Below are 25,624 nucleotides of genomic sequence, written 5' to 3' on the forward strand. Positions count from 1 at the left end.
AAACTTTACCAGCCAGTAGAAATGTTTCGTTATCAATGTACACCCAAAGGATACAGGCGCTTAGAAACTGTTACTCAGATATCAAACCGGAGGCCAAGTCTCGTGCCAGAAATGCAGGAGAGACCAAATATTGCGCCTGATTGTTTTTTAGTAAACTGAACTTGCTAAAATCAACATCTGACCAGTCTGATTTATCAGCCAACCAAATATAGCGATGCACATTATGCTTATTAATGACAACCAAAGGGTACGTAATTGACTGGTGCTCTTGCCAGTATTTATGACCGTGAAATCTATCGTACAAGGACAAAATGGCAAGACCGCCCATAATAAAATGCCCACCAACGGAGGCCTGTAACTCACCTTTTTCGATCAGTCCAAGTGTATCATTGAGCCAGTCAAAGCCGCCAATTGCAACAAACCTGCCTTTGTCGCCTCCTTGCTGCTTGACCGCGCTAAGTGCCCCCATGGCCATTAAATCAGACGCACTCCAAATAATATTTGTATCAGGATAGCGCTTGAGTAGTCGTTGAGTCTTTTCCATTGCCTGAGTCTTCGACCAACTAGCATAGATAGATTGCTGTAGCGCGACCCCCTGACTTCCGAAATACGACTGTGCCCCCTGATTGCGAGCATCTGATTCGCTGCCATAGTGACCATTAATTGCAAACGCCAGAGGTTTAACATCGCTGTTTTTCTCTCGCAGAGACTCTGTCAATGCCTTTGCCAGGTCGGCCCCGGCACGAAAATTATTAAAGTAAATTTCTCCCAGCCAGTTTTTATACCTTTGTCCGGGTTTACCTATTTCTGTCTGTTCAGGTCCACTAATGGTTTGTTCCAGGGTCAGATATTGAACCCCATATTTTTCCAACAGATCCAGGTGCTGTTCTGCGTTGCCCGGATATAGCATCAGTACAACGAAGTCGGGGGTGGCACGATATTCCAGATACTTTTGTAGCTCGGCGAGCTGAATATAGCGACTTCCGTCACCATATATCACATCGAGTTTAACATTGAGCTGTTTACTGGCGGCCTGTGCAATAGATTCAACTTTCTGCCAAAAAGGCTCACCGGATATAGAAGGATTAACCAACAGGACTGAAAAGTCCGCCTTTGCAAAGCTCAAATGAGATGACAAGCACAGAAATAGCCAGAAAATACACTGCATAAACTTCACGATAAACTGCCTTTTTTTGTATCACGCACGGCCCAGATACCCTACGCAACGCTTCAATATGTACTCTGCTGGGCCGAGCTTTTCAGCCCTATTAAGTAGTATAGCTAAAATCACTTGCCCCAGCGTAAGGATCAGGAAAAACAAAAAGTAATCGATACGGGTAAACGAGAGTCGGCTGTCCGGAAAAACGAAATGAAAAAAGCCAATTCCGATTACCGTTTGGGTTAAGTAAAGCGTCAAAGAATAACGCCCCACTATCGCCAGCACGCCGCTCAACGTGGGGATGTTTTTATATATAGCTTGAATCAAAACTAAATAACATAGTGCCATAGGGATGGCTGCAAGCCAGTTTACTGTTTCGAGCACCTGCCCCATGACCGACTCTTTCACAAGCCAAAGGAGCAACGAGACACAAAAACTGGCCCACCATGCCGCCCATAGCCACTTCCGAGCAAGTAATATTTTCTGTGTAAACCATCCGCGTTCATACAGCTCCATACCCAGCAACATTAATCCGAGGGTATTCCATAAAGTGGCAATGGGAATGAGTAAAATCATCATGGTGAAGTTGCCCATATTCTGGCTCAGCAACTCGTTGTAGGTCAGCGGCAAGGTATTTATCATAATGGCATACTCTAAGCTTGCACGATCTATCGCGGGTTCGCGCACAAGATAACTGAGCATAACCAATAACCCCACTGGCAAAACGGTCAGTAAGCCAGCTGCAAACAGTCTATGTTTTGAGTCTAACCACATCAGAGCCAGCAATCCTGACAACGCGTAGTTTAGCAAAATGTCTCCGGGCCATAGCAAGTACCCATGCACGATACCAAACACAGCGAGCACGCATAGCCTGGTTTTGATATGGAAAAGGCAATCAGCGCTCTGCTCATATCTTTTAAACTGGATAATTAAAGCAGCACCAAACACCAGGCAAAACAAGGTTCTAAATCGCCCATCAGCCAATACAGTTGTCACAAAAGACAACCCAAGTTCAAATAGGTCTGTGTCGACAGGAGGAATATAGCCGTACTCAACATTGGCCATAAAAAACAGGTTGGTCAGACTCAAACCAAGTAAGGCAAACCCCCTTACACTGTCAATAAATGAGTTTCTTGACATTAATACACATGATCACGATACATATCAGCCCAAGTAACAGCCGACGCATGGAACTCGGGTAAGCTTTCGTCTGGCATATTGAGTAATGCACAGGCTTCTTGTAATGCCCACCAGCTGCCACTCTCATAGGCTTTCACGACATTCAAAATGTAATACAACGTGTTTGATTTACCTAACAGCGCGTCGTGTATTATTTCTGGAAATGGCAAACGTCCCACCAACAACTCCATTGGCTTATCTAAAATTGCATCAAGCAATGAAAACAGCCCCGTCAGAAAACTCATACTTGCAATGCCAGGGGCGATCTGCTGGGCAATCAGCTCACAAAAGCGTGAACGAACAATACTCAGACGGGTCAGCTCGGTTGGCTTGTTCGTTGCTACATGTGCCGTCATGATAAGATTTACAAACTTGAGCACACGCTCATTACCAAGGTAAACAAGCGCCTGTTTCAGGGATTCGATGCGGCTTTTTATCGGAAAGACACCAGAATTTATCAGACGTAGCAGCTTGTAGGCCAATGCTGTATCCTGGGCGAATAGCTCGGAGATCCGCCCCAAATTCATATGAGGTTTCAGCACTTCGGCATAAATCAACATGACTATGGCATAATTAATTTCGATGTCCTGCTGGGATATCATGGTTGGTTTTGCAAAAAAGTAACCCTGGAAAAATGTAAAGCCCATCTTTTTCGCTTGCACGAACTCTTCTTCAGTCTCGACTTTTTCGGCGAGTAGCTTGAGGTTTTTGCGCTGCTTTAGTTGCTCTACCAGTGGGGCTATCGTCTCCAGCGGACTTTCAACTAAATCAAACTTAATAAGTCTGACCAGCTTAAGAAAAGGCTCCCAGTCTTTAGAGTAGGTGAAGTCATCCAGCGCCAAACGATAATTATTATGAAACAGTTGTCTCACTCTTTCATAATTATCCTTCGTTGGAGGAATGGTTTCGAGTAGCTCGAGGATTACGTCACTGCTTGGTAAGAAATGTGCAAGCTCCTGATTCAGTGACTCTTCACCGATATTAATAAGCGCCTTCTTTCCCGACGTCAGATAACGGGTTCCCAAATTAAGCTGGTTGTCCATAATCAGCCTGGCTGTCGCGGCATCATCAGCAATGTTGGGGAAGCAATTTTGTTTACCATCACGAAACAGCAATTCATACGCAACCACCTGCTTCTTTCGATTAAAGATGGCCTGCCTTGCCACAAACACTTTCAAATCATTGCTCCCAGCTATCTACTGCTCAAATTAATAGCACTTTTGTTTTATTAGTTTGTTCTATTGGGGAATATTTTAACCCCATTTCATTAGAAAAAAAATCAAACTAAAACATTAATGTATTAGAATAGTCGATAGCTGAGTGAGCAGGCAAACGCCTACTCATACAATTTCTCTATATATTGGCTTGCAATCGTATCCCAGCTGAAGCGTTGTGCCCCTGCATTTGCTTTGATCTCAAGGTATTTCTGTGGGTCATCTCTGTGTACATCAAGCGCTTGCCCTAAGCGCTCCAATAACAGCTCTGCTTGCTGCGACAAATTATCGCCACCGAACAAAAACCCTGTTTCATCATGTATTATGGTGTCTTTCAAACCACCAACCTGATGTGCCAGACAGGGCTGTCCAGAACGCATGGCTAACATTTGACTAATGCCGCATGGTTCAAATGAGCTGGGCATCAGAAACAAATCGCCTAACGCATATAGGTGATCGCCCAAAGCTTGCCCATATCCTTGCAAGTAAAGCACATTCTCATTACGTGCCATCACCTGAGTAAATAGGAACTCCAGATGGGGGTCACCTGAACCCAAAATAACCAGTACACCACCATACTCGTTAATCAAAGCTGCAATATGATCGAGAATGAGCCGTCCATCTTTTGGCTGCCTCAGCAGCAAAGCTTTCTGATCTGTCAGGCGGCCAACACTGGTAATAAGCGGACGGCGAAATACGCAGTGCTGACGCCACTGAATGACTCTTTGGTGAGCAATATAATGAGCCGGTTTAAGCGTACTTTCGTTTGCCATCCACACAAACAGTGCCTGCTCAGCCAAATCACAATATTGATGTAAAGAGATATCATTTGCTTTTTCAGGTTGAGTGTTATAAGCACACCCATTCAGAATCCCTTCGAGCCTTCCTGCTCGAGCCGCTGCTTGCATATCATGCTCCAACCCCTCACCGCCGAAGAAGCCTCTTTCATGATCACTACTAAGCTGCACCTCCTGACAATAGGTAGGCGAAACCAAATGGACTTTGTCAGAGAGACTAATCGCAGCTCGCATCGGATTAAAACAGTGAGGGTGCACATGATCACAAATCTGGCTGCCATCATAACTTAACGTGGGGAACCAGGATTCGAGGCTGGAATCATCATGCTTAAAGGGACGGATCCCCTGTAGAGCCAGGTTATGTACTGTGTAAACCGTTTTAATTTGTTTCAGATTTACAAACCGCGGACTAAACGCCTTAAGTACCGCAACAACTGCTGCGTGCCAGTCATGTAAATGGAGTACATCGACAGTACCAATCATCGAGTGCTCAAGCAGCTCACTTACCGCAGCGCAAAACAGCGCAAACTTATTGGCATCTGTCGCGAACGGCTGATCACCATCATTACAATAAATGGCGCCATTATGCTGTGAGAACAAGGAATGCGAAACAACATATTGGTCCACACCAGCGTCACTGGCAACCCGCCATAAAGTGGCAGTCTCCAGGTGCTGTTTAAAGGGCACTGCGATGTCTGCAACAAACGAGCGGTTTAATGCATACTGACCGTAATCAGGCACAATAACGGAACAACGCACTTGCTGTGTTGCCAATGCATAAGGAATGTCGCGGATCACATCCGCAACTCCCCCTACTTTACAATTAGGCAGACGGTCGTTCTCCGCTGCCACCATAACTACGTGCATGCTTATCCTTTTTTATGCTGTTTCCTGGGCTTGCCCTGCTAACAGCCGCTGTTGTTTTTCTAATGCAGTAAGCATATCACGAGTGACCAACACGATGCCTTTTTTAGAAACTCTGAAACCGTTTCTTTCGTCTTGTGCTTTGTCATACCCAATTTCCATCCCCTCGGGGATATGACAGCTCCGATCAATAATCGCATTTTTTATACGACAGCCTCGCTCTATCACCACTCCGGGTAACACAACCGCGCCTTCAATCTCACAGTATGAATGAACATGGACATTTGAAAACAACAAAGATTTGCGCACTCGCGAGCCTGAAATAATACAGCCGCCAGATACGGTAGAATCGACCGCCATGCCACGGCGCTCATCATCGTCAAATATGAATTTTGCCGGTGGTAGCTGCTCTTGATAGGTCCAGATTGGCCAGCTCGGATCGTACAGATCGAGTTGAGGTTGAGGTGAAACCAATTCCATATTGGCCTCCCAAAACGAGTCGATTGTCCCTACATCGCGCCAATAAGGCTGCCCAGGGTGACTGGGATCCCGAAATGGAAACGCAAACACATTATGCTCTTCAATGATTGCGGGGATGATATCATGCCCAAAATCACGACCAGACCCTTCACGCTCAGCATCTTCTTTTAGCTGCTCAAAAAGAAACTCTGTATTAAAGACATAGTTCCCCATTGACGCAAGACATAAACCGGGTTTACCCGGGATTTCACTGGGCTCAGGTGGTTTTTCATCAAAGCGCCTGACCCGCTTGTTTTCATCTACGGTCATCACACCAAATGTATTTGCAGCATCTTCACAAGGCACTTCGATACAACACACCGTCATGTCCGCACCGGTTTCCACGTGTTTAGCAAGCAACGCACCATAGTCCATGCGGTAAACATGGTCTCCGGACAAAATCATTACATACTTAGGTAGTTCATGACGAATAATATCCATATTCTGGAACACGGCATCTGCCGTGCCGCAGTACCACTCATCGCCATAACGCTGAGACGCTGGCAATATTTCCACCGACTCTCCAAGCTCTTTCTTAAAATGACCCCAGGCACGATTAACATGCCTGATCAAAGAATGAGATTTGTACTGCGTAGCGATGCCGACTCGGCGGATACCCGAGTTAATACAATTTGATAACGGAAAGTCTATTATTCTGTGTTTGCCTCCAAAATACACTGCGGGCTTAGCTCTCCAGTCGGTCAGCTCGTGCAGCCTGCTACCACGACCACCTGCCAGTATCAGTGCATACGTTTCTCTGGTCAGGTTACTAATATATCGGTTTGCATAACTGGGCATTCATTATCTCCATTAAAAGTCTATCTACGATCTACTGCATTGGGGTTAAGCGCCAAATATCGTCACAATATTGTTGAATAGTTCGATCGCTAGAAAAGCTGCCACTAGCGGCCGTATTAAGTATGCTCATTCGCAGCCACTGCGATTGGTCCTGATAGGTTTCAGCGGCACGTTGCTGAGCTTCAAGATAGCTATCAAAATCGTGCGCGATCAGCCAGGGATCGTGGGGACTGCGGATTGAGGCAATGATGTCGTTAAAAATACCAGGCTCAAACAGGTTAAAATGACCGCTTTCAAGCAAAGTCATCGTATTACTTAAAGCCTGGCTGGACTGAATTATGGCATTAGGGTCATAGTGCTGACGGACCTCGTCTGCCTGCTGAGCAGTGGCACCAAATAGAAAGAAATTATCCGCCCCTACCTGCTCTCTGATTTCAATGTTTGCACCATCCAAAGTGCCGATGGTCAGTGCGCCGTTCATCATGAACTTCATATTGCCGGTTCCCGATGCTTCCTTCCCTGCCGTTGATATTTGTTCTGACAGATCGGTTGCTGCACAAATTGTCTCCATCGCTGTGACATTATAATTTGGGAAGAACGCTACTCTTAACAATGAATTTGCCTGTTCGTCTTTATTAACGACATTAGCGACATTATTAATGAGCTTAATCACTTGTTTGGCCATGGCGTAACCGGGGGCTGCCTTTCCGCCGAAAAGCACGCAGCGTGGTACCATATTTTGCGTATCACCGCGACGAATGCGGTCGTACAAAGAAATGACGTGCAATATGTTCAATAGCTGACGCTTGTATTCGTGGATCCGTTTAACCTGCACATCGAACATCATCTTGGCATCAAACTCAACGCCGCATCGCGCTTTTACAAGTTGTGCTAACTTACGCTTATTACCTTCCTTAACGGACTGCCACTGCGCCTGAAAAGCCTTATCATCGTAATAACGTCGCAAAGTCTTTATTTCGGAAAAATCAGCTTGCCATTGCGCTCCAATTTTACTGGTAATCAGTTTAGCCAGCGCCGGATTGCAATACGCCAACCAGCGTCTGGGTGTTACGCCATTTGTTTTATTGTTAAATTTAGCAGGCCAAAGTTGGTAGAAGTCATGAAAGAGTCCGGATTTGAGTAACTCAGTATGCAGTGCAGCAACACCGTTTACCGAATAACTACCCACAATAGCTAAATAAGCCATACGGATCTGAGGAGAGTCGCCCTCTTCTATCAAAGATAATGCACGCTGTTTTTCCATGTCCCCCGGCCACATAAGTGCCACTTCAGATAAGAAACGCGCATTAATTTCATAAATAATCTCAAGTAACCTGGGTAGCAGACGTGAAAACAAGGAAACCGACCACTTTTCGAGCGCCTCAGGCAACAATGTATGGTTAGTGTACGCCATAGTCGAGGTGGTGATCGACCAGGCAACCTCCCACTCCAGTTCATGTTCGTCCACCAGCAGACGCATCAGCTCAGCCACTGCGATACTTGGGTGTGTGTCGTTAAGCTGGAAAACATGCAAATCGGCAAATTCACTGAAATCATCTCCATGTTGTTCTACCCATTGATGCAGTATGTCCTGCAAACTGGCACTGGAAAGGAAGTATTGCTGCCGAAGCCTGAGCTCTTTCCCATTTTCGCTACTGTCGTTTGGATATAGCACCATAGTGATCTGCTCTGCCAAATTCTTTTTAGCAACCGCTTCAGAGTAACTTCCGGCATTAAACTCTTTTAGGTTAAACTCATCCGTAGCCTCTGATTTCCAGAGTCTCAGTGTGTTCACAACCCCATTTCGATATCCGGGGATCGGTACATCGTAAGGCACCGCCAGTACATCCTGAGTGTTCACCCAGATGCGATGAGAGCGACCTTGCTTATCCTGATGGGCCTCAACATGGCCAAAAAACTTAATTACTCGGGATTGCTCCGGTGCGGGCATTTCCCAGGGATGACCTTCTCGTAGCCAGTTGTCCGGATGCTCAACCTGGAACCCGTGATCCAGCGACTGATTGAACATGCCATACTCGTAACGGATCCCATAACCAATCACGGGTAATGCAAGCGTTGCACAGCTATCCAAAAAACACGCAGCCAGACGACCCAGACCTCCGTTCCCGAGACCAGCATCGTGCTCGGCCTGTTCCACGGATTCAAATTCAGTGCAGTATTCCTTGAGTGCATCACGAGTTTGCTTCTCCAGATCAAGACTGAGTACTGCGTTACCTAATGCTCGCCCCATCAAAAACTCCAGCGACAAATAGGCTGCTCGCTTACATTTATTGTCTGCCAGGTATTGATTGGTTGCTCTGCACCTGGCTACCAGTCGATCTCTGACTGTCAGCGCCAGTGCCTGAAATAAATAGTGTTTTGAATCTCCAACTTTGTCGCGCCCCAGGGTATAGTAAAAGTGTCGCATCAGATCATCCGCAAGCGTACTTTCGTCCAGCTTTGGGGCTTCCTGCCAATGCTTTACAACACACACATTTGACGTTTTCTTAGTCATTCTTGAGATCCTCGTTAAGAGATTGGTATACCCAGGCACTGTGCGCGCTCAGGGTTTGGGTCTGATGGCCAGTATCACTGGTTTCAGTAGGATGTACTGAGCTCAGTAGCAGCTTCCAGATTGTTCCTGGAACCACGGGTAGCTTGACCTGCTGATCGTCGTTTCCGGCGTGCAATATCACTAACAAATTTTGCTTTCTAAGCGTATCTGTCAGCATATAGATAAGCGTTTTGTTATGGCTGTCATGCCAGTCGCCCTCCGTCATAGGCGCTGCACTTTTACTAAACCAACTAATATTGAATCGCTCTTCTTTGGTATGAATATAAAATGGATGATGGAATATGGCGTAATCACATCTTAACTTCTGTAGCCGAGCCATCAACTCGCATAGCGCACTGGCCTCATCCTTAGTGCACCAGTCAGTCGACCTTCTATTATGACTCAAGCGTTCGACGATACTCGCAGGCCAATCCAGCCAATTAATTTCATTGTCCTGACAATAGGCGTTGTTATTGCCCTGTTGTGAGTGAACAATCTCACTGCCTGCTGCCAACATTGGTACGCCTTTGGACATCATCAGCGTTATAAGCGCGCTTTTCTGGATCTGAAGCCTTAAAGAAAGAATGTGCTCATGTTCTGTTTCACCTTCTACACCACAATTGAATGAGATGTTTTCACTGTGGCCATCACGATTATCTTCTCCATTGGCAAAATTATGTTTTTGCTCATAGCTCACCCAGTCCGCCAGCGTAAACCCATCATGGCTGGTAAGGAAATTCACTGAGTTGAGCGGCCCACGCTGGTTGTGTTCAAACAGCTCATGTGAGCCATGCACCCGCTTAGCCAACTCTGATAAAGTGCCTGCATCGCCACGCCAAAAACGCCTTACCGTATCCCGATATTTGTCATTCCATTCACGCCAGGGCGATGGAAAACCTCCAAGCTGGTACCCGCCAGGTCCCACATCCCAGGGTTCAGCAATCAATTTTACTTTGCTAAGCACTGGATCCTGCGCAATGACCTGTAAAAACGCATGCTTATGAGTAAAGCCATGTTCAGTCCGTGCTAATATTGTTGCTAAGTCAAACCTAAACCCATCCACCCCCATATATTCAACCCAATATCTCAGGCTATCTACAACCAGTTTTAAGGTAAAAGGGTCATCAATATTAAGCGTGTTGCCACACCCGGTATCGTTAATATAGTTAGCAGGCTCACTCACCATACGATAGTAACCCGTGTTATTTAGCCCTTTGAGCGACAACATTGGGCCATCCATTCCCCCCTCCGCTGTATGGTTATAAACCACATCCAGGATCACTTCGATCCCTGCAAGATGGAGCTCACGTACCATTTGCTGAAACTCTCTGATCTGTCCTTCAACCAGATAAGCTTTATGAGGCACAAAAAAGCTCAGAGAGTTATAACCCCAGTAGTTTTTTAATCCTTTGGCAGTTAAGAACTGCTCAGAAATAAATGCATGACAAGGAAGCAACTCGAGCGTGGTAACACCGAGACTAGCGAGGTGTGCCACAAAATTGCTATGACTCAGGCCAAGAAATTTCCCGCGCAGATGCTTGGGCACAAACTCACATTGTTGTGTAGCACCACGCACATGGCACTCATAAATGAGTGTTTTAGACCAGGGAATACAGGGCCTGGCTCCGTCATATTTGGGGATATCTTCAACCCTGGATTTGGGCATGTCTACCGCGTTGTCGCTCGTGTTGAATGTGCCAACAGGTAAATGACAAAAGTGTCGTTCACTCCAGGTAAACTCGCCCTGAAAGTCCTTACAATAGGGGTCTAACAGCAACTTATGATGGTTAAACAGGTGTCCTTTATCGGGCTCATATAACCCTTTGACCCTGAAGCCGTATAACGCACCAGCACGCAAGGGAGAAACAAACACAGACCACAAGCCTCCCTCATGACGATACATAGTTAGCGCGGCGATTTCACTGTGCCCGCTTTGATCAAACAAGCACAGCTGTACCTCAGTCGCATCTGGGGCATATACAGCAAAGTTCACGCCTTGTTCGTGTAATGAGCTCCCTAATGGGGCAGATTGACCTCGGTGCGACGTTAACATGGTTCATCTGTACCCAGGTATTGCAAATACACGGTGCTTAACGGAGGAATAGTTATTTCTATACTGTGCTCAAAACCGTGGCTACCAATTGCTTTGCTCTGCAGCATTTGCTGTTGATGTGCAACGGGGGTTATGCCACTGCCATATAAATCAGCATCATCCGAGTTGAACACGACCTGATATATGCCCGCCTGAGGCACACCAATCCGATAGCAGTGCAAAACCTGCGGCGTAAAATGGCTGACCACTAGCATAAGATCTGCCCGCGACTTACCGAAACGGGCAAAGCTTAAAATCGATTGTTCACCATTGTGACAATCTATCCACTGAAATCCGCACGGCGAGTTATCAAGCTCAAACAAAGCCGGTGAGTTAGTGTAAAGGTGATTCAAAGACTTGATAGTCTGATATATACCATTGTGCGCTGGTGAATCCAGTAGCGTCCAGTCCAACCCTGAATTATGATCCCACTCTGTACGCGGAGCAAGTTCACTGCCCATGAACAAAAGCTTCTTACCTGGGTGTGCATACATAAAACCATAATAGGCACGCAAATTGGCGAATTGTTGCCAGTCATCACCTGGCATTTTACTCAAAAGTGCACCTTTACCATGTACGACTTCATCGTGACTTAGAGGGAGAATATAATTTTCCGAGTAAGCGTAAGCCATTGAAAACGTCATTTCATGGTGATGATATTTTCTATGAACGGGATCTCGCTGCATGTAACTCAAACTGTCATTCATCCAGCCCATGTTCCACTTATAACCAAACCCCAGCCCATTGTGTTCTACCGCCTGAGTGACACCTGGCCATGCCGTTGACTCTTCAGCAACCATCATAATATGCGGATGCCGGCCATATCCGCGTGTATTTACCGCTCTTATGCAGTCTATCGCCCCCAGATTTTCTCTGCCACCAAACTGGTTTGGGACCCATTCGCCATCTTTACGAGAATAATCAAGGTAGAGCATAGAAGCGACAGCATCCACTCTTAGCCCATCGAGTTTAAATACGTCCAGCCAGTAGTTTGCATTGGACAGTAAAAAACTCTTAACTTCCGGCCGTTCGTAGTTGTAGATATAGGTATTCCAGTCAGGATGAAAGCCCTGCCGGCTGTCGGCATGTTCATAAAGATGTGTACCATCAAAACGATGTAACCCATGTGGATCAGAGGGAAAATGCCCTGGAACCCAATCGATTAATATGCCTAAGTCCAACTCAGCACACAGACCAATGAAATAATGGAAATCTTCTAGGCTGCCAAACCGGCTGGTTGGTGCAAATAAGCCCACGGGCTGGTATCCCCACGAGCCATCAAAAGGATACTCACTGATGGGCATAAGCTGAATATGTGTAAACCCGAGCTCCTTCACATAAGGTAGTAAATCATCGGCCAGTTCTCGATAGGTAAGGTAACGACCATTTTCTTGAGCTCTGCGTTTCCATGACCCTAAATGTACCTCATAAATTGTTATGGGTGCATCTACAGCGTTGCGCTTACGACGCCGCGCCTGCTCATGCTGGCTGAGAGGCAGATTTTGCTGCGCAGGTTGAATAACACTTGCGGTACCTGGGGCTTGTTGCATTTTGATAGCGTATGGATCAGCGCGTTCAGTCACAACACCATCTACTCCAACAATAGAATATTTATATCCCTGCTCTTCTGTAAGATGCGGTATAAACAGATCCCACACGCCACTGGCTGGATGAAAGCGCATAAAATGCTGGGAAGCCTGCCAATGATTAAACTCGCCTATCACAGATACACTGCGTGCATTCGGCGCCCAAACACAAAATTGTGTACCGTCACATCCCTGATGTGAAATAGCACGGGCGCCAAAATGCAAATGACCATGCTCTAACGACCCTTCGTTAAACAGGTACATGGCAGCCTCGTCAAGCGCGCTGCTAAAGTCGTAAGCATCCCGGGTTGTAATCGTCGCTTCCGGGTATTCGATTCTCAGCAGGTAACCAGATGAAACTGTTTGCCCAAACTGCATCACAAACAATGCAGAGTCGTCTATTCTGTGCAGCTCGGTCACTTGTTTGCCATGTATCACAGAGATCGACAGTGCACCTGGCACATATACTCGAATAATGGAACCCTGCCCAACATTGTGTAAACCGAGGAAAGAGAAGGCATCACGAAAACATCCGGCTTTCAGTGCCGAGATCTGTGCTGCATAGTCATAGGTAATAATGGACGCTTTGCTCGCTGAATTCATGCCTGCTCTCTGATCCTTTTAATTTCTGTTATTAAATTAGTGTTTTGCTCAATCGTTTGCTCTGCTTGCACTGACAAGCGACGGCGCCAGTTGGGGTACTCCCTATCTGTGCCTGGGATGTTAACTGGTAACTGCTGCTGTTCCAGGTCGTCTAGCTGGATAGCCAGCAACTTACTCGGACTCGCTGCGAGCTTTTTAAGTACCGCACAGTACACACTCATTGCATCGCTTTTAACCTGCTCAACTCGCTCTGCGCTGAGTTCAAGCCAGGACAACAGGCGCTCTTTATCTCCATTTCTTGCCAATGCCATCTGCGCAGCATCTTGTTCATTACATAATTGATACTCTTTTCTAAGACCAACATCCAAACAATTCCACCACGCAAAAAACGGCGCAACATCATGATTGGCTACCATCAGTAACGTATCTGGGCGATAACGGTGAGTCGGTTTAAAATGACCACGCTGATCTTTGGCAAAATACATTAAAATATTGCCGTATAAGTTCGACTCTTCCATGGCGTTGGATATCTCAGGCGGTACTATGCCCAGGTCTTCTCCTATCACCATGGTTTGATTGAGATGAGATTCAATTTTCAATATGGCCAGTAAATGTTCAAACGGATAGTAAACATAGCACCCACTTTGGTGACCGCCGGATTCAAAACACCACCACAAACGCCGAATAGCCATAACGTGGTCAATGCGTAGTGCACCAACGGACATCATGTTGCTCCGCACCAGTGAACGAAAATAGGCATACCTATTTTGTTGCAAGGTGACTGGATTCAGTGCAGGAAGTCCCCAGTTTTGACCTGATTCCGCCCACGGGTCCGGTGGCGCGCCAACGTTAGCCCCCTGTGCAAATAGTGCTTCATTTTGAGCAAACTCATGCCCTTCTTTTGCGCACCCAACCGCGAGGTCATTAATCAACCCGATAGCCATTCCAGAAGCCTTAGCATGCAGCTGACATGCACTCAGTTGCTCATAGGCGAGCCATTGAAAAAACCATTCTCGCTCGCTGAGAAAACCCAAACTTAATGTCTTCATTCTGGTTACTTTAAACGCTTCTACCGCTGAGCTAACTGCAGACACATCACTACATTGCTCAAACAAATGCGTCAACTGCCGATACTTCGTCTCAGCTACAGCGCAATAGTCAATGTAGTCTTCTTGGTGAGTGTTCTGGACAGAATCGCAAGTGACATCAATAGTCTGGTGGTAGCCCGCACTGAGTAATTCAACTGCCCAATCCAATGCAATATATAAAGGATTGATGAGACAACGGTGTGAAGGGCTATATGGGCTAGCCCGCTCCGGTTGCGCTTCAAACAATAAATGTAGCGGATTTAGCAGGATGAAGTCACAGTGAGTGTCAGCTGCACTGGTTACCAGTTTGTATAGATCCCTAAAGTCACCTACCCCGGAATTACGTGTACTTCGCAAAGTATAAAGTTGAACCGACAGGCCAAGGCGTTTCTTATGATCATTTTCTATTGCATAGCAGCGCTTCGGCACTGACCAAAGTTGCGTAACCTTAGTCCCGAAGGGACCTTCAATTTCCATTTCAAAATAGCCAACAGGCAACTGGCCTAACTCAACTTTTATCTCAAGGTAAGTTTGACCTTCATAGCGATAGTCACCGCACACTGGTGCTTGTGACAATACAGCAGTGATACATACAGACAATTCTGGAATGCGAATAAGTACCGAGCTACTATGGTAAGACTCAGGTATCTTAAGTGTAAATGCTCCACTGCCAGCATCGGCCAGAGTCACCTCTTCGACCACATTGAGCCACGGCTTGATATCGAGTTCAAAGTTCAACCCATCAATGCGAGAGCCATCATCAGTGTTTATACCACAGCAGCGTAGCGCGCTGAGCCTTGTTTGATAGTCGAAATAGACATGTTCACCATTGTATTTAGTGTAGTCATAGCCTATTCCATGCAGGTAAAACAGCTGCTCCAGCCCTTGCATCGTAATTAGGCCTGTTTATGTGTATCGACAACGCTGTTTTGCGTTCCAAAGCCATTAGGCACGTAACCATCGGCCTGCTCGTCGTTATCCCAATATTCACCATCAATTAGATATCTAAAGTGATACTCATGCCCGGTTGGTAGGCGATACTTAAGCTTGAATCGTTTGTCTTTCTTGTGGAATTTCATCGTTAAAGGCCGCCAGTCGTTGAATTCAGCGACCAACTCTACTTTAAGAGCCTCAGGGTGAGTGATTTCAAACGTGACTTCCGCTTCGCTTTTTGTTTTGAAAAAACGCTTAGTTAACATTGTGGGCTCCAAAAAACCGCTAGGTTGTTTATCCTTGCCACAGTGCCGTGCCCGTTACAGCTAGACGAACGGTTGCTGTGAAACTACAAAGCATAATTGCTCATTGTCTACATACAGTGTGTACGCTTCATTACAGTGCAATGACAGTCCAGTCTTGCACAAATATGGTGATTTTCACTTAGAAAGCTGGCACAACTGCCTGTATATTAGTATACGGGCAATAAACGCGCCAAAACTTGTTAAAAAGTTAGGTGAGAACTATTCTCGTGTAAAGTGAATTTAATTGATACTTGATCTCAAACACATCACCGCAGTATTAATAAATTAGAATACACTGAGGCACTGAGCTGCGATTAAGGTCACCCTGAATTAGGTGTAAAACATGTCATACTTAGGGCTTATTTATAGTATACTTACTGCTCCTGGCAGGGACGAATTTCATTAGGTAGGTGGATACGCTCAATCATGCAAAGTGTTTTTAAAAATATAGCAACCTGTATTGTCTGTTTTGTTGTGATTGGCATCGTTATTAGCCTACTGTTTACAAAGCATGTAGTCGACGTTCAAACGGGTCGTACCACTGTAGTATTACATACACAGCCGCTAAACGTACAAACCCAGTATGCGCCTTGGTTCAGGTTCCTGTTCCCTGATCAACGGTTTTTAGATGTAAACGACCAAGCGCATGTTTTGATAAAACAAGATCAAACGGGTACGACTTCAGTAACTGTAAAGCACGTCTTAACGCGTGTGCTTTCTTCACCCGTTTTGCTGTTGCTGATTATGGTTATGTTGTTACTCACTCTGACCAGACTGCGTGAATTAAGACAACAGCATACACGCTCTAAGGCGTTATCAGATATTGACCGAGACCTGCAGGACATCATTGGCAACCTTGAAATAGACTACAAAGCACTCCCAATAGGTGGCTCAGTCGCCCAGATAAGCCACGCCGTTCACACAATAGCAAGCAATATCCAGCGTATAAAAATAAAGACCGACAGTCATGTCTTCCAGGATAAACTGACCAAACTGATAGACCGCCATGCTTATATTGAGCACATCAGCAACGAATTAGCGATGGCTGAGCAACAACAAAGTAAGTGCGGGTTGCTGTTTATCGACCTGGACGGATTTAAACAAGTGAACGATTCGTTCGGGCACAGTTTTGGTGATGAAATCTTAATTCAGGTTGCCGAGCGTTTGTGTCAGGTAGTACGCCAATATCAGTTGCAAGCACTGCATGCTGTGCATGGACTTGACCAAAACCTGTCGCGACTTGGCGGCGATGAGTTTTCTATCTTTATACCAGACTTAAAAGATACAGGGTTTTGCACTGAAGTAGCACAAACTATTCTGGGCGAGATTGAGCGCGATTTTGTACTGGGCAATAAGCTGGTAAAAATCAGCGCAAGTATCGGCATTGCGGTTTACCCAGACAGCGCAGCGACCCCAAATGCCTTGCTGCAGATGTCTGATGTTGCCATGTATCGCGCGAAAACAGATGGCCGAGGTATATTCCGCGTCTACTCCCCCGAAATGGGCAACAAAATCAGGCGCTATCATTACTTACTGGAAGAGTTGCGACTGGCTATTGCATCACAAAATTTCCATCTGTCATTTCAACCTATAGTACATGTCGAAGACTGCTCAATCGATTACTTTGAAGCCTTGGCTCGCTGGCACCACCCGATTGAAGGGCTGATTCCCCCTTCTGAATTTATTCCGATTGCAGAAGAGTCGAACCTTATCTTGGACCTTGGGGACTGGATTTTACTTGAATCTTGCCGCCAGATGTCTGCCTGGCACAATGCCGGGATGAAACGCGTGCGCATCTCGGTTAATGTCTCTGGAATACAGCTCAAACACCGCGCTATTTTCGACTGGGTCATGGCAGCATTAGAAAAGACAGGTCTGCCACCCACCTCTTTAATGCTGGAAATTACAGAGTCAACGCTTATCACCGCAAGTAATGAAATCATCGCTCAGTTGGAACGCTGTCGTGCAGCGGGCGTTACCATTGCTATCGATGACTTCGGTACTGGGTTTAGCTCACTGAGTACTTTGGCAGACTTGCCAATTGATGTGATTAAAATTGACAAGCTATTTATTTCACAAGCCAAAGATAACCCTAAGTACTACAAGATACTCAATTCAATCAGCGAACTGGGTACACAGCTGGATCTTAAGATTGTTGCAGAAGGGGTCGAGCAGGTGGATCAGTTTGAGCTGGTCAAACAAATGGGCATACGCTGTGTCCAGGGTTACCTGGTCTCGCGCCCCGAAACCTCAAGCCGAGTTGGTAATAAAGTACTTAAAAGCAATATGAACCACATCGCATCCACGGGAACCAGTGTATGGCTGCCGGAATCTAGTTAGGTCTATCGCAGCCGGCTTTCTAGCGCTTAAACTTGGTTTCTAAAATCACCGAAGAAGTGGTGCGCTCAACCCCTTCCAGATTCCCTATGTCATCGAGCAGCTGACTAAGCTGTTCCAGGCTTTGCGCTTCTACTTCTGCAATCATATCGTATTCACCGCTGATGGCGTACAGAGCCGAGATATTATTGATCTGCTTAAGTGCGTTATTAGTTTGTGCGGTCAACTTCTGCCTGACCTTGATAGACACATGAGCAGCAACCTGAGACGCCTGATATTGTCTGCCCAGCTCAACACTATAGCCCTGAATAACGCCACTTTGTTCCAACTTTTGTAGTCGGCTTTGAACCGTTGTTCTGGACATATCAAGCGTTCTTGCCAACTCAGAGATACTTGCACGGGCATTTTTCCTCAGTTCAGAAAGTAAACGTTCGTCTTGTGTATGGATCATTGTGAAAACTTCAATCGTCATTTTGACCGACATTTTAATCATTTTATTTATTTTTGCACTGCAAATTGACAACACAACGCGTAATAATGACAAAAAAGCGGGGGAAGCGAATTCGTCTGTTGCAGATGAGCGCCCAATACAGCCCTGAGAAGTAGAGATTTATTAAGAGGAAGTTATCATGCAAGTGAATCGAGAGTTGTTTAACGAAGTGATGGTACCAAACTACAATCCTTCAGAAGTGATCCCTGTAAAAGGTAAGGGTTCACGTGTTTGGGACCAAAAAGGCGACGAGTACATCGACTTCGCGGGTGGTATCGCCGTAAACTGTCTTGGCCATTGTCACCCAGCTTTGGTTAACGCACTAAAAGAGCAAGGTGAGAAAATCTGGCACCTGTCTAACGTGATGACCAATGAACCAGCCCTTCGCTTAGCAAAAAAACTAACAGACGCCACTTTTGGTGAGCAAGTCTATTTTGCCAATTCAGGCGCCGAAGCCAACGAAGCGGCACTGAAACTTGCACGTCGCTGGGCAATTGATAACTACTCAGAAGAAAAAACTCAAATTATCGCATTCAACAAAGGTTTCCACGGTCGCACATTTTTCACAGTTACCGTAGGCGGTCAGGCTGCATACTCAGATGGCTTCGGACCTAAGCCACAGGATGTAACCCATGTTGATTACAATGACCTTGAAACATTTGCCAAACTAATCTCTGACAACACCTGTGCGGTCATGATGGAACCACTGCAAGGTGAAGGCGGTATCATACCACCCACCAAAGAATTCATTCAGGGCGTACGTGAATTATGTGATAAACATAATGCACTGCTGATTTTTGACGAAGTACAGACAGGTGTAGGCCGTACCGGTGACCTTTATGCATACCAGGGTCTGAACGTGACACCTGATATCCTCACTACGGCTAAAGCACTCGGTGGTGGTTTCCCAATTGGTGCGATGTTAACGACTAAAGACATTGCGAAACACCTTAAAATCGGTACTCATGGCTCAACTTACGGTGGTAATCCACTAGCCTGTGCGGTAGCTGAAGCAGCATTCGATACTGTTAATGATGAGCAATTACTTGCAGATGTAAAACGTAAAGAGCAACTTTTCCGTGACGGCCTGGCTGCAATCAATGAAAAGTACAATGTGTTCAGCGAAGTGCGCGGTAAAGGGTTACTGCTTGGTGCGGTTTTGAACGACAAATTCAATGGTCGCGCCCGTGACTTCCTGGTAGCCAGCGGCAAGCATGGATTAATGGCACTGGTTGCAGGTATGAATGTGGTTCGATTCACACCATCACTGGTTATTCCGGATGAAGACATCCAGGCTGGTCTGGCTCGCTTTGAGCTGGCAGTAGCGGATGTTGTGAACGGTTAATGATGAGGGGCGCGAAAGCGCCCTGCTAAAACTATGCAAGTACTCAGACCTATTTCAGAAAAAGATTTTGCGGCTTTAAAAACCATCGCCATCGAGTCTGGCCACGGATTCACGTCCCTGCCTGTTGATGATGATTTACTAAGCAGTAAAATTGCGCGCTCAGAAAACAGCTTTGAAAAAACTGTCGGGCTGCGTACCGACGAGGGCTATTTGTTTGTATTGGAAGACAGCAAAAGTGGTGAAGTATTAGGTACCACTGCAATTGAAGCCGCTGTCGGCATGCAAACTCCGCTATATCACTATCACTTAGGCAAAACAGTCCATCACTCACGCACCCTGAATGTTTACAACACAGTCGATATCCTGACTATGTGCAATGACTACACAGGTGCATCAGAAATCTGTACCCTGTTCCTGAGAGAGCCATTTCGCCAGGGCCTGGCTGGCCGTTTTTTGTCACGCACGCGTTTTAACTTTATGGCGCTGCATGCTGAGCGTTTCAGCGATACAGTGATTGCCGAAATGCGTGGCGTCAGTGATGAAGATGGACATTCACCTTTTTGGCAATGGTTGCAGGAACACTTTTTCAGTATTGAATTTCCGCAGGCGGATCACCTGGTTGGACTCGGCGATAAAGTATTCATCAATGAGCTTATGCCCAAGTACCCCATCTATGCAAACTTACTGAGCAAAAAGGCACAAGCAGTGATCGGCCAGGTGCACGAAAAAACTAAGCCTGCCCTGCGACTCCTACAAAAAGAGGGCTTCGAACATAGGGGCTATGTTGATTTGTTCGATGCAGGTCCAACCGTAGAGTCTAGGCTGCATAACATTAAAACAGTACGTGAAACCAAACGCGGCATTGCCCGTATCGTCAGCTCAGCTGAACTTAGCCAGGCTGGCAGCGAAACCTGGTCCGTCTCTAACTGTCGTTTAGCCGACTTTAGAGCCACTTTTGATACCCAAGTTAGATGGTGTGGAGACTCCCGTACATTCAAAATAAGTGCAGACATTGCTGCAGCGCTTCAAGTCTGTGACGGCGAAGAGATCAGCGGGTTTATACTCTGAAACACATATGTGCATCAGGCCATGTGGCAAGCCAATGTCATCACCTGATGTAACAACCGAATTAAACGTTTACGTCGTGCTTAGTCGTAACATTTAACGCGGCTGGGCCGCCATTTTAAGGATTGTCATTATGCACAACAATGTAGATAGCTTATTTGAAAAACTATGGAATAACTACCTAGAAGTTACTCCATCTGCTGTTAAAGTTCATGAACTACTTGGTTCAACACAGCAAGATGACGTGATCAACGACCATATTGCACTGCGTACCTTTAACCACGAGAAAATTGGCCTGGAAAAGCTGGCTGCTCATTTCAAAGCGGTAGGCTATACAGAGTGCGGTGAATACCACTTCGAAGCTAAAAAACTATATGCTAAACATTACGAACACAGCGACCCGACTAAGCCAAAAGTATTTATCTCTGAGCTACTGGTTGAAAAGTGTTCTGAAGAACTTCAGGCCATTGTGAACGCACTTGTTGAGCAGATCGATGAGAACGTAGTCACCGCTGACAACTTCCTGTATTCAGGTACACACTGGCAGGTCAGCCATGAAACTTACACACAGCTACTAGCCGAATCAGAATACGCAGCCTGGATGGCAGCATGGGGCTACCGTGCTAACCACTTTACAGTAAGCATCAACCACCTGAGCAACTTCGAGACGATTGAGTCCGTAAACCAAGCTCTGAAAGATGCTGGATTTGAACTAAACGCGTCGGGCGGCGAAATTAAAGGCTCGCCTGAAGTGTTGCTAGAACAGTCATCTACCCTGGCAGACCACCACACTGTAGGTTTCAGCGATGGTGAATTCAGCATTCCAAGCTGTTTCTACGAATTCGCACTACGCTATAACAAACCTGATGGTGAGATCTACACGGGATTTGTTGCAGCATCAGCCGATAAGATTTTCGAAAGTACTAACGCGCGCTAAGCGAATATCACAGTAACTTGTCAAAGCAGCCATTCGGCTGCTTTTTTATTGTCAGTCAAATCTATTCCCTTACCAGATCAATACTCCACTGTAAAAACTATGTCAGTATGTGACTACACATCGGTTGTTTCAGCGCAGATTACAGGTTAAGTTTTCTGTTGTCGGATAATGACCTTAACGAAACTGTCATTTATGTGAGCTAGCGTAGAGGTTGAATAGCTGGCAGCGTATCGCGGTCATGACAGTATAAACGGCCAACGAGGTGCAGCTGTGAATATTGAACCAAAGTTAAGTATACTACTGAATCGCAAGATCACGGTCAAAGCGCCGTTGGAGCATCCTGCGCTGGATGACAAAAAAGCCTATCGTCAGGCACTCAAGTACTGGCAAAATGAACTGCTACATGTACAACAAGCGTATTACCACCAGGGCCGCAGAGCGCTGATCATTTTTGAAGGATGGGATGCTGCTGGCAAAGGCGGTGCTATCCGTCGTATAACCGAGCGCCTGGATCCAAGAGGGTATCAGGTTTTCCCTATCAGTGCCCCAAAAGAAGAAGAACAAGGCAGACACTATCTCTATCGTTTCTATAACAAGTTGCCCAAAGCCGGGACCTTAACTATTTTTGACCGCTCTTATTACGGCAGAGTATTGGTTGAACGTGTGGAAGGGTTTGCTACGCAAACTCAGTGGCAGCGTGCTTACCAGGAAATCAATGAATTTGAACGCCTGCTCCATGATGACAACGTCAAAGTGGTGAAACTATTTTTACATATCAGCGCCGACGAACAACTCAAACGTTTCGAGGAACGACTAAACAACCCCTACAAACGCTGGAAACTGACAGAAGAAGATATTAGAAATCGCAATAAACGCAAAGAATATGAGCAAGCTGTAGATGATATGTTTACCCTAACCGATACCCAACAAGCTCCCTGGCATCTGGTACTGGCGAAACATAAATGGTATACCCGGGTAGAAGTACTAAAAACGCTGGTAAAAACGCTCAGTGAGGGTGTCGATATTACACCACCTCCGGTTGACCCAAATGTGGTTAAACTGGCAAAAGAGCATTTAGGTATCAAACATAAAAGGAAGGACTAATGGAAAGAGCAGATGTACTTGGTCAGTATTTTGACCACCATGATGGTACACACCCAAGCATGACTTTGCCTAAGCACAGTAAAATGGCGTCGAGCGCATTCCGTTTTTTCCGTGGCAGCGCCCCATTAATGTACAGGGACATTGCAAATGATGTCATTACATTGCCGCAGCCGCTGTTTGAGTTACCCCTGACTTATGTTCAGGGCGACTGTCATGCCAGTAATTTTGGCTTTTTGAGTGAAGAAGGCTCTCATGGAGAAACATTGGTTTTTTCACCCAACGATTTTGATGATGCCTGTATTGGTCATGCTGTTTGGGATCTGTTGCGCTTTTTAGTCAGCATACCGCTTGCCCAGCAAGAGGGTGCCTTGCTTCAAAGCAGCAGCGATGATTTGAAGCTTAGACAAAAGCCACTTGCGGACTCAGCGCAAGTAAATCAAGCGCAACATGCTTTCATTGACAATTACGTTGCCACCTGCCAAGCCTCGTTGCGTGGAGAAAACAATAATCAAAGTGCCCTGACCGAGTTCGGTCAGGAGCATATTTTGCACAAACGTTGGCAAAAAGGCCTGCAACGCCTGGTCGGTGGGGCAGCATTTAATATAAAAAGCAGCCTGGCCAAAGAAGTAGACCTCAACACCACCCCGATGAAATTCAAAGACAATGATGAGAGGTTCTCTCGGGTTCATGAAGATCTTTACAATACCTTAGTTGAATATTTTCGCCCTTATGTGGACGATGATATAATCGATTGTGTCGAGCGAATTGATGCCGGAACGGGTTCGAATAACCTCAAACGTTATTACTTACTGGTAGGTCCAAAATGTTGCTCTTCAGCCGAGCTATACCACATCGTCGAAGTCAAACAGCAAAGACTCGCCGCCCCTTTACATTACAATGCCGAACTGAGCCCAACAAACCGGCTCAATCATGCTCACCTGACGGTCAATTGTCAGCGCCAGATGCAGCGCAGGCCCGATCTGGTTCTGGATGATGCGTTATGGCAAGGAGTCCACTGGCTAGTACGCTCCCGGCATCATGCACGTGTTGGCATTGATCCGGAGCACATTGTGTTAGGCAAACGTGCCGCCGAGCGCAATGGTTTGAGTCAGTATACGGAAGCCTGTGCCAAAGCCCTTGCCTATGCACATATGCGTGGCGACCGTCGCTCATTGATGTTCCAGCAAGTTGTCTGTGACATCATGCCTGAGTATAAAGCCGAACTTATCGCGTCAGCAAACCAATATGCAAGTCAGGTTGAGCAAGACTGGGGCCTGTTCTGCTCACTCAGAAAGTAGTCGTTTAGGAATAGTGACCACCAAAGAGTCGTAAGCCAGATGCAATGTTCCCTGAAAATAGGCTCTGGCTTCCTGCTCAAGTGCGTCCAGCATGCCTTCACCATGATATCTGACACTAAAATGAGTCAAAGTTAATGCCCTGACCTTTTGCTGCTGTGCAAACTGCGCAACGCGTTTCGCATCGCTGTGCCCTGTGTGTGTGCCAATCCTCATAAGGTCAGAGTGGGTAAACGTTGCCTCATGAACGAGCATGTCAATATCGGCGCAATGAGGCGTCAATAATGCAGGTTTTTCGTTATCACCACAAATGATCAAAACCCGCGGCTGCCAGCTAGGAAAGGCATAAGTGTCAGCGCGCAATCGTTGCCCTGCAAAATCAACATCCAGACCTTTTTGCAACAAGTTGTAATGCGGGCCACTCGTTACACCGTCACTTGCCAACTGGGCCACTCTCAATTTACGGGGGATGCCTGTTTCTGTGATTTTGAACCCGTAGCTGGGAACCCTATGTTTCAGGGCAATGATTTCTATCTTACAAAACTCAAAGCACACTAACTGATCATTTTGCTCAATTGGCATCGTATACAGGTTAAAGGGCAAAGCCACTTGAGTCAGTGACAATGTCGACATAACAAACTGGATGACCGCCTGGGGCGCAATTAGATGCACAGGGTCTTGTCTGCCTGACATCGCCATAGACGCCAGTAGGCCCGGCAAGCCATAACAATGGTCACCATGCAGGTGGCTGATACAAATCACACTTAAGTGATAAGGGGATAAATCGGACTTTAGAAGCTGGTGCTGAGTCGCTTCTCCACAGTCCACCAGCAACCAGGATTTGCTTTTGTCGAAACTGACACCGGTTGCTGACATGTTTCTGCTCAGACTCGGGCTTCCTGATGAAGTCCCCAAAAAATGTAACTGCAAAACAACTCCTAAAATGCGGTCAGAGACATTGATCCTGCCACAGCTTAGGTTACAGTGGAACCAGGGCCAGTTGAATTCAGTCAGGTTGGCTGCACTGCCCTGGTCGAAGGAATTTGCAAATCCCTTGCTATGACAGGAGTAAGATATGAAAAATGAAATCGATAGTCGTCAAATACTCGGCGTATATGAATACATTCAGCAACATGGTGAAGCAGACGAAAACGGTAAGCTGTTTGAAGGGATCCGTGCCTACTCAGATCCCGATGGATATACCATCTATCTTGAAGGCAGTGCTTTGTTACTCAGGTTTGGTTTTCACAATACTTATCATATGGATTACCAGCACGAAAAGAATAAAGAAGACTTTATCAATAAGCTCAACTTTATATATCAAATGGCTAACGAGGCCAAAGATTGACCTTTATTGTTA

Annotated in this window: 19 protein-coding genes; 7 read left to right on the plus strand and 12 right to left on the minus strand. The window is 46.1% G+C overall.

What is annotated here, in order from left to right; translation table 11 throughout:
• Nucleotides 1-70 precede the first annotated feature (70 nt).
• The 10 genes from CWB98_RS02210 to CWB98_RS02255 all read right to left on the minus strand — a co-directional run bounded on the left by CWB98_RS02210 (nucleotide 71) and on the right by CWB98_RS02255 (nucleotide 15,652).
• On the minus strand, nucleotides 71-1,168 hold the full coding sequence (locus CWB98_RS02210) for an ABC transporter substrate-binding protein (protein WP_138543621.1): 1,098 nt from the start codon (nucleotides 1,166-1,168) through the stop codon (nucleotides 71-73).
• Nucleotides 1,169-1,198: 30 nt separating this feature from the next.
• Entirely contained in the window at nucleotides 1,199-2,224 is a 1,026-nt protein-coding gene (locus tag CWB98_RS02215; RefSeq protein ID WP_171045563.1) for a DUF418 domain-containing protein, read from the minus strand.
• A gap of 74 nt (nucleotides 2,225-2,298) precedes the next feature.
• Nucleotides 2,299-3,516, minus strand: a complete 1,218-nt coding sequence (locus CWB98_RS02220; protein WP_138543345.1) for an EAL and HDOD domain-containing protein — start codon at nucleotides 3,514-3,516, stop codon at nucleotides 2,299-2,301.
• A gap of 158 nt (nucleotides 3,517-3,674) precedes the next feature.
• The gene (locus CWB98_RS02225; RefSeq protein WP_138543346.1) at nucleotides 3,675-5,216 is read right to left on the minus strand and encodes a glycogen synthase; all 1,542 of its coding nucleotides are present in this window, start codon (nucleotides 5,214-5,216) and stop codon (nucleotides 3,675-3,677) included.
• A gap of 12 nt (nucleotides 5,217-5,228) precedes the next feature.
• Nucleotides 5,229-6,530 (minus strand): glucose-1-phosphate adenylyltransferase, encoded by a 1,302-nt coding sequence (glgC, locus tag CWB98_RS02230; protein ID WP_138543347.1) that lies wholly within the window; start codon nucleotides 6,528-6,530, stop codon nucleotides 5,229-5,231.
• Between the two features lie 31 nt (nucleotides 6,531-6,561).
• Nucleotides 6,562-9,045 carry a glycogen/starch/alpha-glucan phosphorylase gene (locus CWB98_RS02235; protein ID WP_138543348.1) on the minus strand — a complete coding sequence of 828 codons (2,484 nt, stop codon included), beginning with the start codon at nucleotides 9,043-9,045 and terminating at the stop codon, nucleotides 6,562-6,564.
• Nucleotides 9,038-11,137 (minus strand): glycogen debranching protein GlgX, encoded by a 2,100-nt coding sequence (gene glgX, locus CWB98_RS02240; RefSeq protein WP_138543349.1) that lies wholly within the window; start codon nucleotides 11,135-11,137, stop codon nucleotides 9,038-9,040. Before glgX ends, CWB98_RS02235 begins: the two co-directional genes overlap by 8 nt.
• Nucleotides 11,131-13,365, minus strand: a complete 2,235-nt coding sequence (gene glgB, locus CWB98_RS02245; protein ID WP_138543350.1) for a 1,4-alpha-glucan branching protein GlgB — start codon at nucleotides 13,363-13,365, stop codon at nucleotides 11,131-11,133. Before glgB ends, glgX begins: the two co-directional genes overlap by 7 nt.
• The gene (malQ, locus tag CWB98_RS02250) at nucleotides 13,362-15,344 is read right to left on the minus strand and encodes a 4-alpha-glucanotransferase (protein ID WP_138543351.1); all 1,983 of its coding nucleotides are present in this window, start codon (nucleotides 15,342-15,344) and stop codon (nucleotides 13,362-13,364) included. Before malQ ends, glgB begins: the two co-directional genes overlap by 4 nt.
• 5 nt (nucleotides 15,345-15,349) lie before the next feature.
• A complete protein-coding gene (locus tag CWB98_RS02255; protein ID WP_138543352.1) occupies nucleotides 15,350-15,652 on the minus strand; it encodes an isoamylase early set domain-containing protein in 303 nt (100 codons plus the stop codon).
• A 465-nt stretch (nucleotides 15,653-16,117) separates the two neighbouring features.
• Between CWB98_RS02255 and CWB98_RS02260 the strand changes: the two genes are divergently transcribed.
• Nucleotides 16,118-18,031: a putative bifunctional diguanylate cyclase/phosphodiesterase gene (locus tag CWB98_RS02260; protein WP_138543353.1), complete on the plus strand. Its 1,914-nt coding sequence runs from the start codon at nucleotides 16,118-16,120 to the stop codon at nucleotides 18,029-18,031.
• A 19-nt stretch (nucleotides 18,032-18,050) separates the two neighbouring features.
• On the opposite strand, the gene CWB98_RS02265 is transcribed toward CWB98_RS02260, so the two are convergent.
• Entirely contained in the window at nucleotides 18,051-18,479 is a 429-nt protein-coding gene (locus CWB98_RS02265) for an Lrp/AsnC family transcriptional regulator (RefSeq protein ID WP_138543354.1), read from the minus strand.
• A 178-nt stretch (nucleotides 18,480-18,657) separates the two neighbouring features.
• Here CWB98_RS02265 and CWB98_RS02270 point away from each other — a divergent pair, with 178 nt between their 5' ends.
• The 5 genes from CWB98_RS02270 to CWB98_RS02290 all read left to right on the plus strand — a co-directional run bounded on the left by CWB98_RS02270 (nucleotide 18,658) and on the right by CWB98_RS02290 (nucleotide 24,267).
• Complete coding sequence (locus CWB98_RS02270) at nucleotides 18,658-19,863, plus strand: aspartate aminotransferase family protein (RefSeq protein ID WP_138543355.1); 1,206 nt, start codon at nucleotides 18,658-18,660, stop codon at nucleotides 19,861-19,863.
• Nucleotides 19,864-19,896: 33 nt separating this feature from the next.
• Nucleotides 19,897-20,931: an arginine N-succinyltransferase gene (astA, locus tag CWB98_RS02275; RefSeq protein ID WP_138543356.1), complete on the plus strand. Its 1,035-nt coding sequence runs from the start codon at nucleotides 19,897-19,899 to the stop codon at nucleotides 20,929-20,931.
• 130 nt (nucleotides 20,932-21,061) lie between these two features.
• Nucleotides 21,062-21,865 carry a DUF1338 domain-containing protein gene (locus CWB98_RS02280; RefSeq protein ID WP_138543357.1) on the plus strand — a complete coding sequence of 268 codons (804 nt, stop codon included), beginning with the start codon at nucleotides 21,062-21,064 and terminating at the stop codon, nucleotides 21,863-21,865.
• Nucleotides 21,866-22,135: 270 nt separating this feature from the next.
• Complete coding sequence (locus CWB98_RS02285; protein WP_138543358.1) at nucleotides 22,136-22,969, plus strand: polyphosphate kinase 2 family protein; 834 nt, start codon at nucleotides 22,136-22,138, stop codon at nucleotides 22,967-22,969.
• Nucleotides 22,969-24,267: a DUF2252 family protein gene (locus tag CWB98_RS02290; RefSeq protein ID WP_138543359.1), complete on the plus strand. Its 1,299-nt coding sequence runs from the start codon at nucleotides 22,969-22,971 to the stop codon at nucleotides 24,265-24,267. Before CWB98_RS02285 ends, CWB98_RS02290 begins: the two co-directional genes overlap by 1 nt.
• Here CWB98_RS02290 and CWB98_RS02295 read toward each other — a convergent pair.
• Nucleotides 24,253-25,194: a ribonuclease Z gene (locus CWB98_RS02295; RefSeq protein ID WP_212751120.1), complete on the minus strand. Its 942-nt coding sequence runs from the start codon at nucleotides 25,192-25,194 to the stop codon at nucleotides 24,253-24,255. The two genes, CWB98_RS02290 and CWB98_RS02295, sit on opposite strands and share 15 nt — an antisense overlap.
• Before the next feature lie 145 nt (nucleotides 25,195-25,339).
• Here CWB98_RS02295 and CWB98_RS02300 point away from each other — a divergent pair, with 145 nt between their 5' ends.
• Nucleotides 25,340-25,612: a DUF3081 domain-containing protein gene (locus tag CWB98_RS02300; RefSeq protein WP_138543360.1), complete on the plus strand. Its 273-nt coding sequence runs from the start codon at nucleotides 25,340-25,342 to the stop codon at nucleotides 25,610-25,612.
• The last annotated feature ends 12 nt before the right edge of the window (nucleotides 25,613-25,624 follow it).

The organism is Pseudoalteromonas rubra, assembly GCF_005887115.1.
GTDB lineage: Bacteria > Pseudomonadota > Gammaproteobacteria > Enterobacterales > Alteromonadaceae > Pseudoalteromonas > Pseudoalteromonas rubra_F.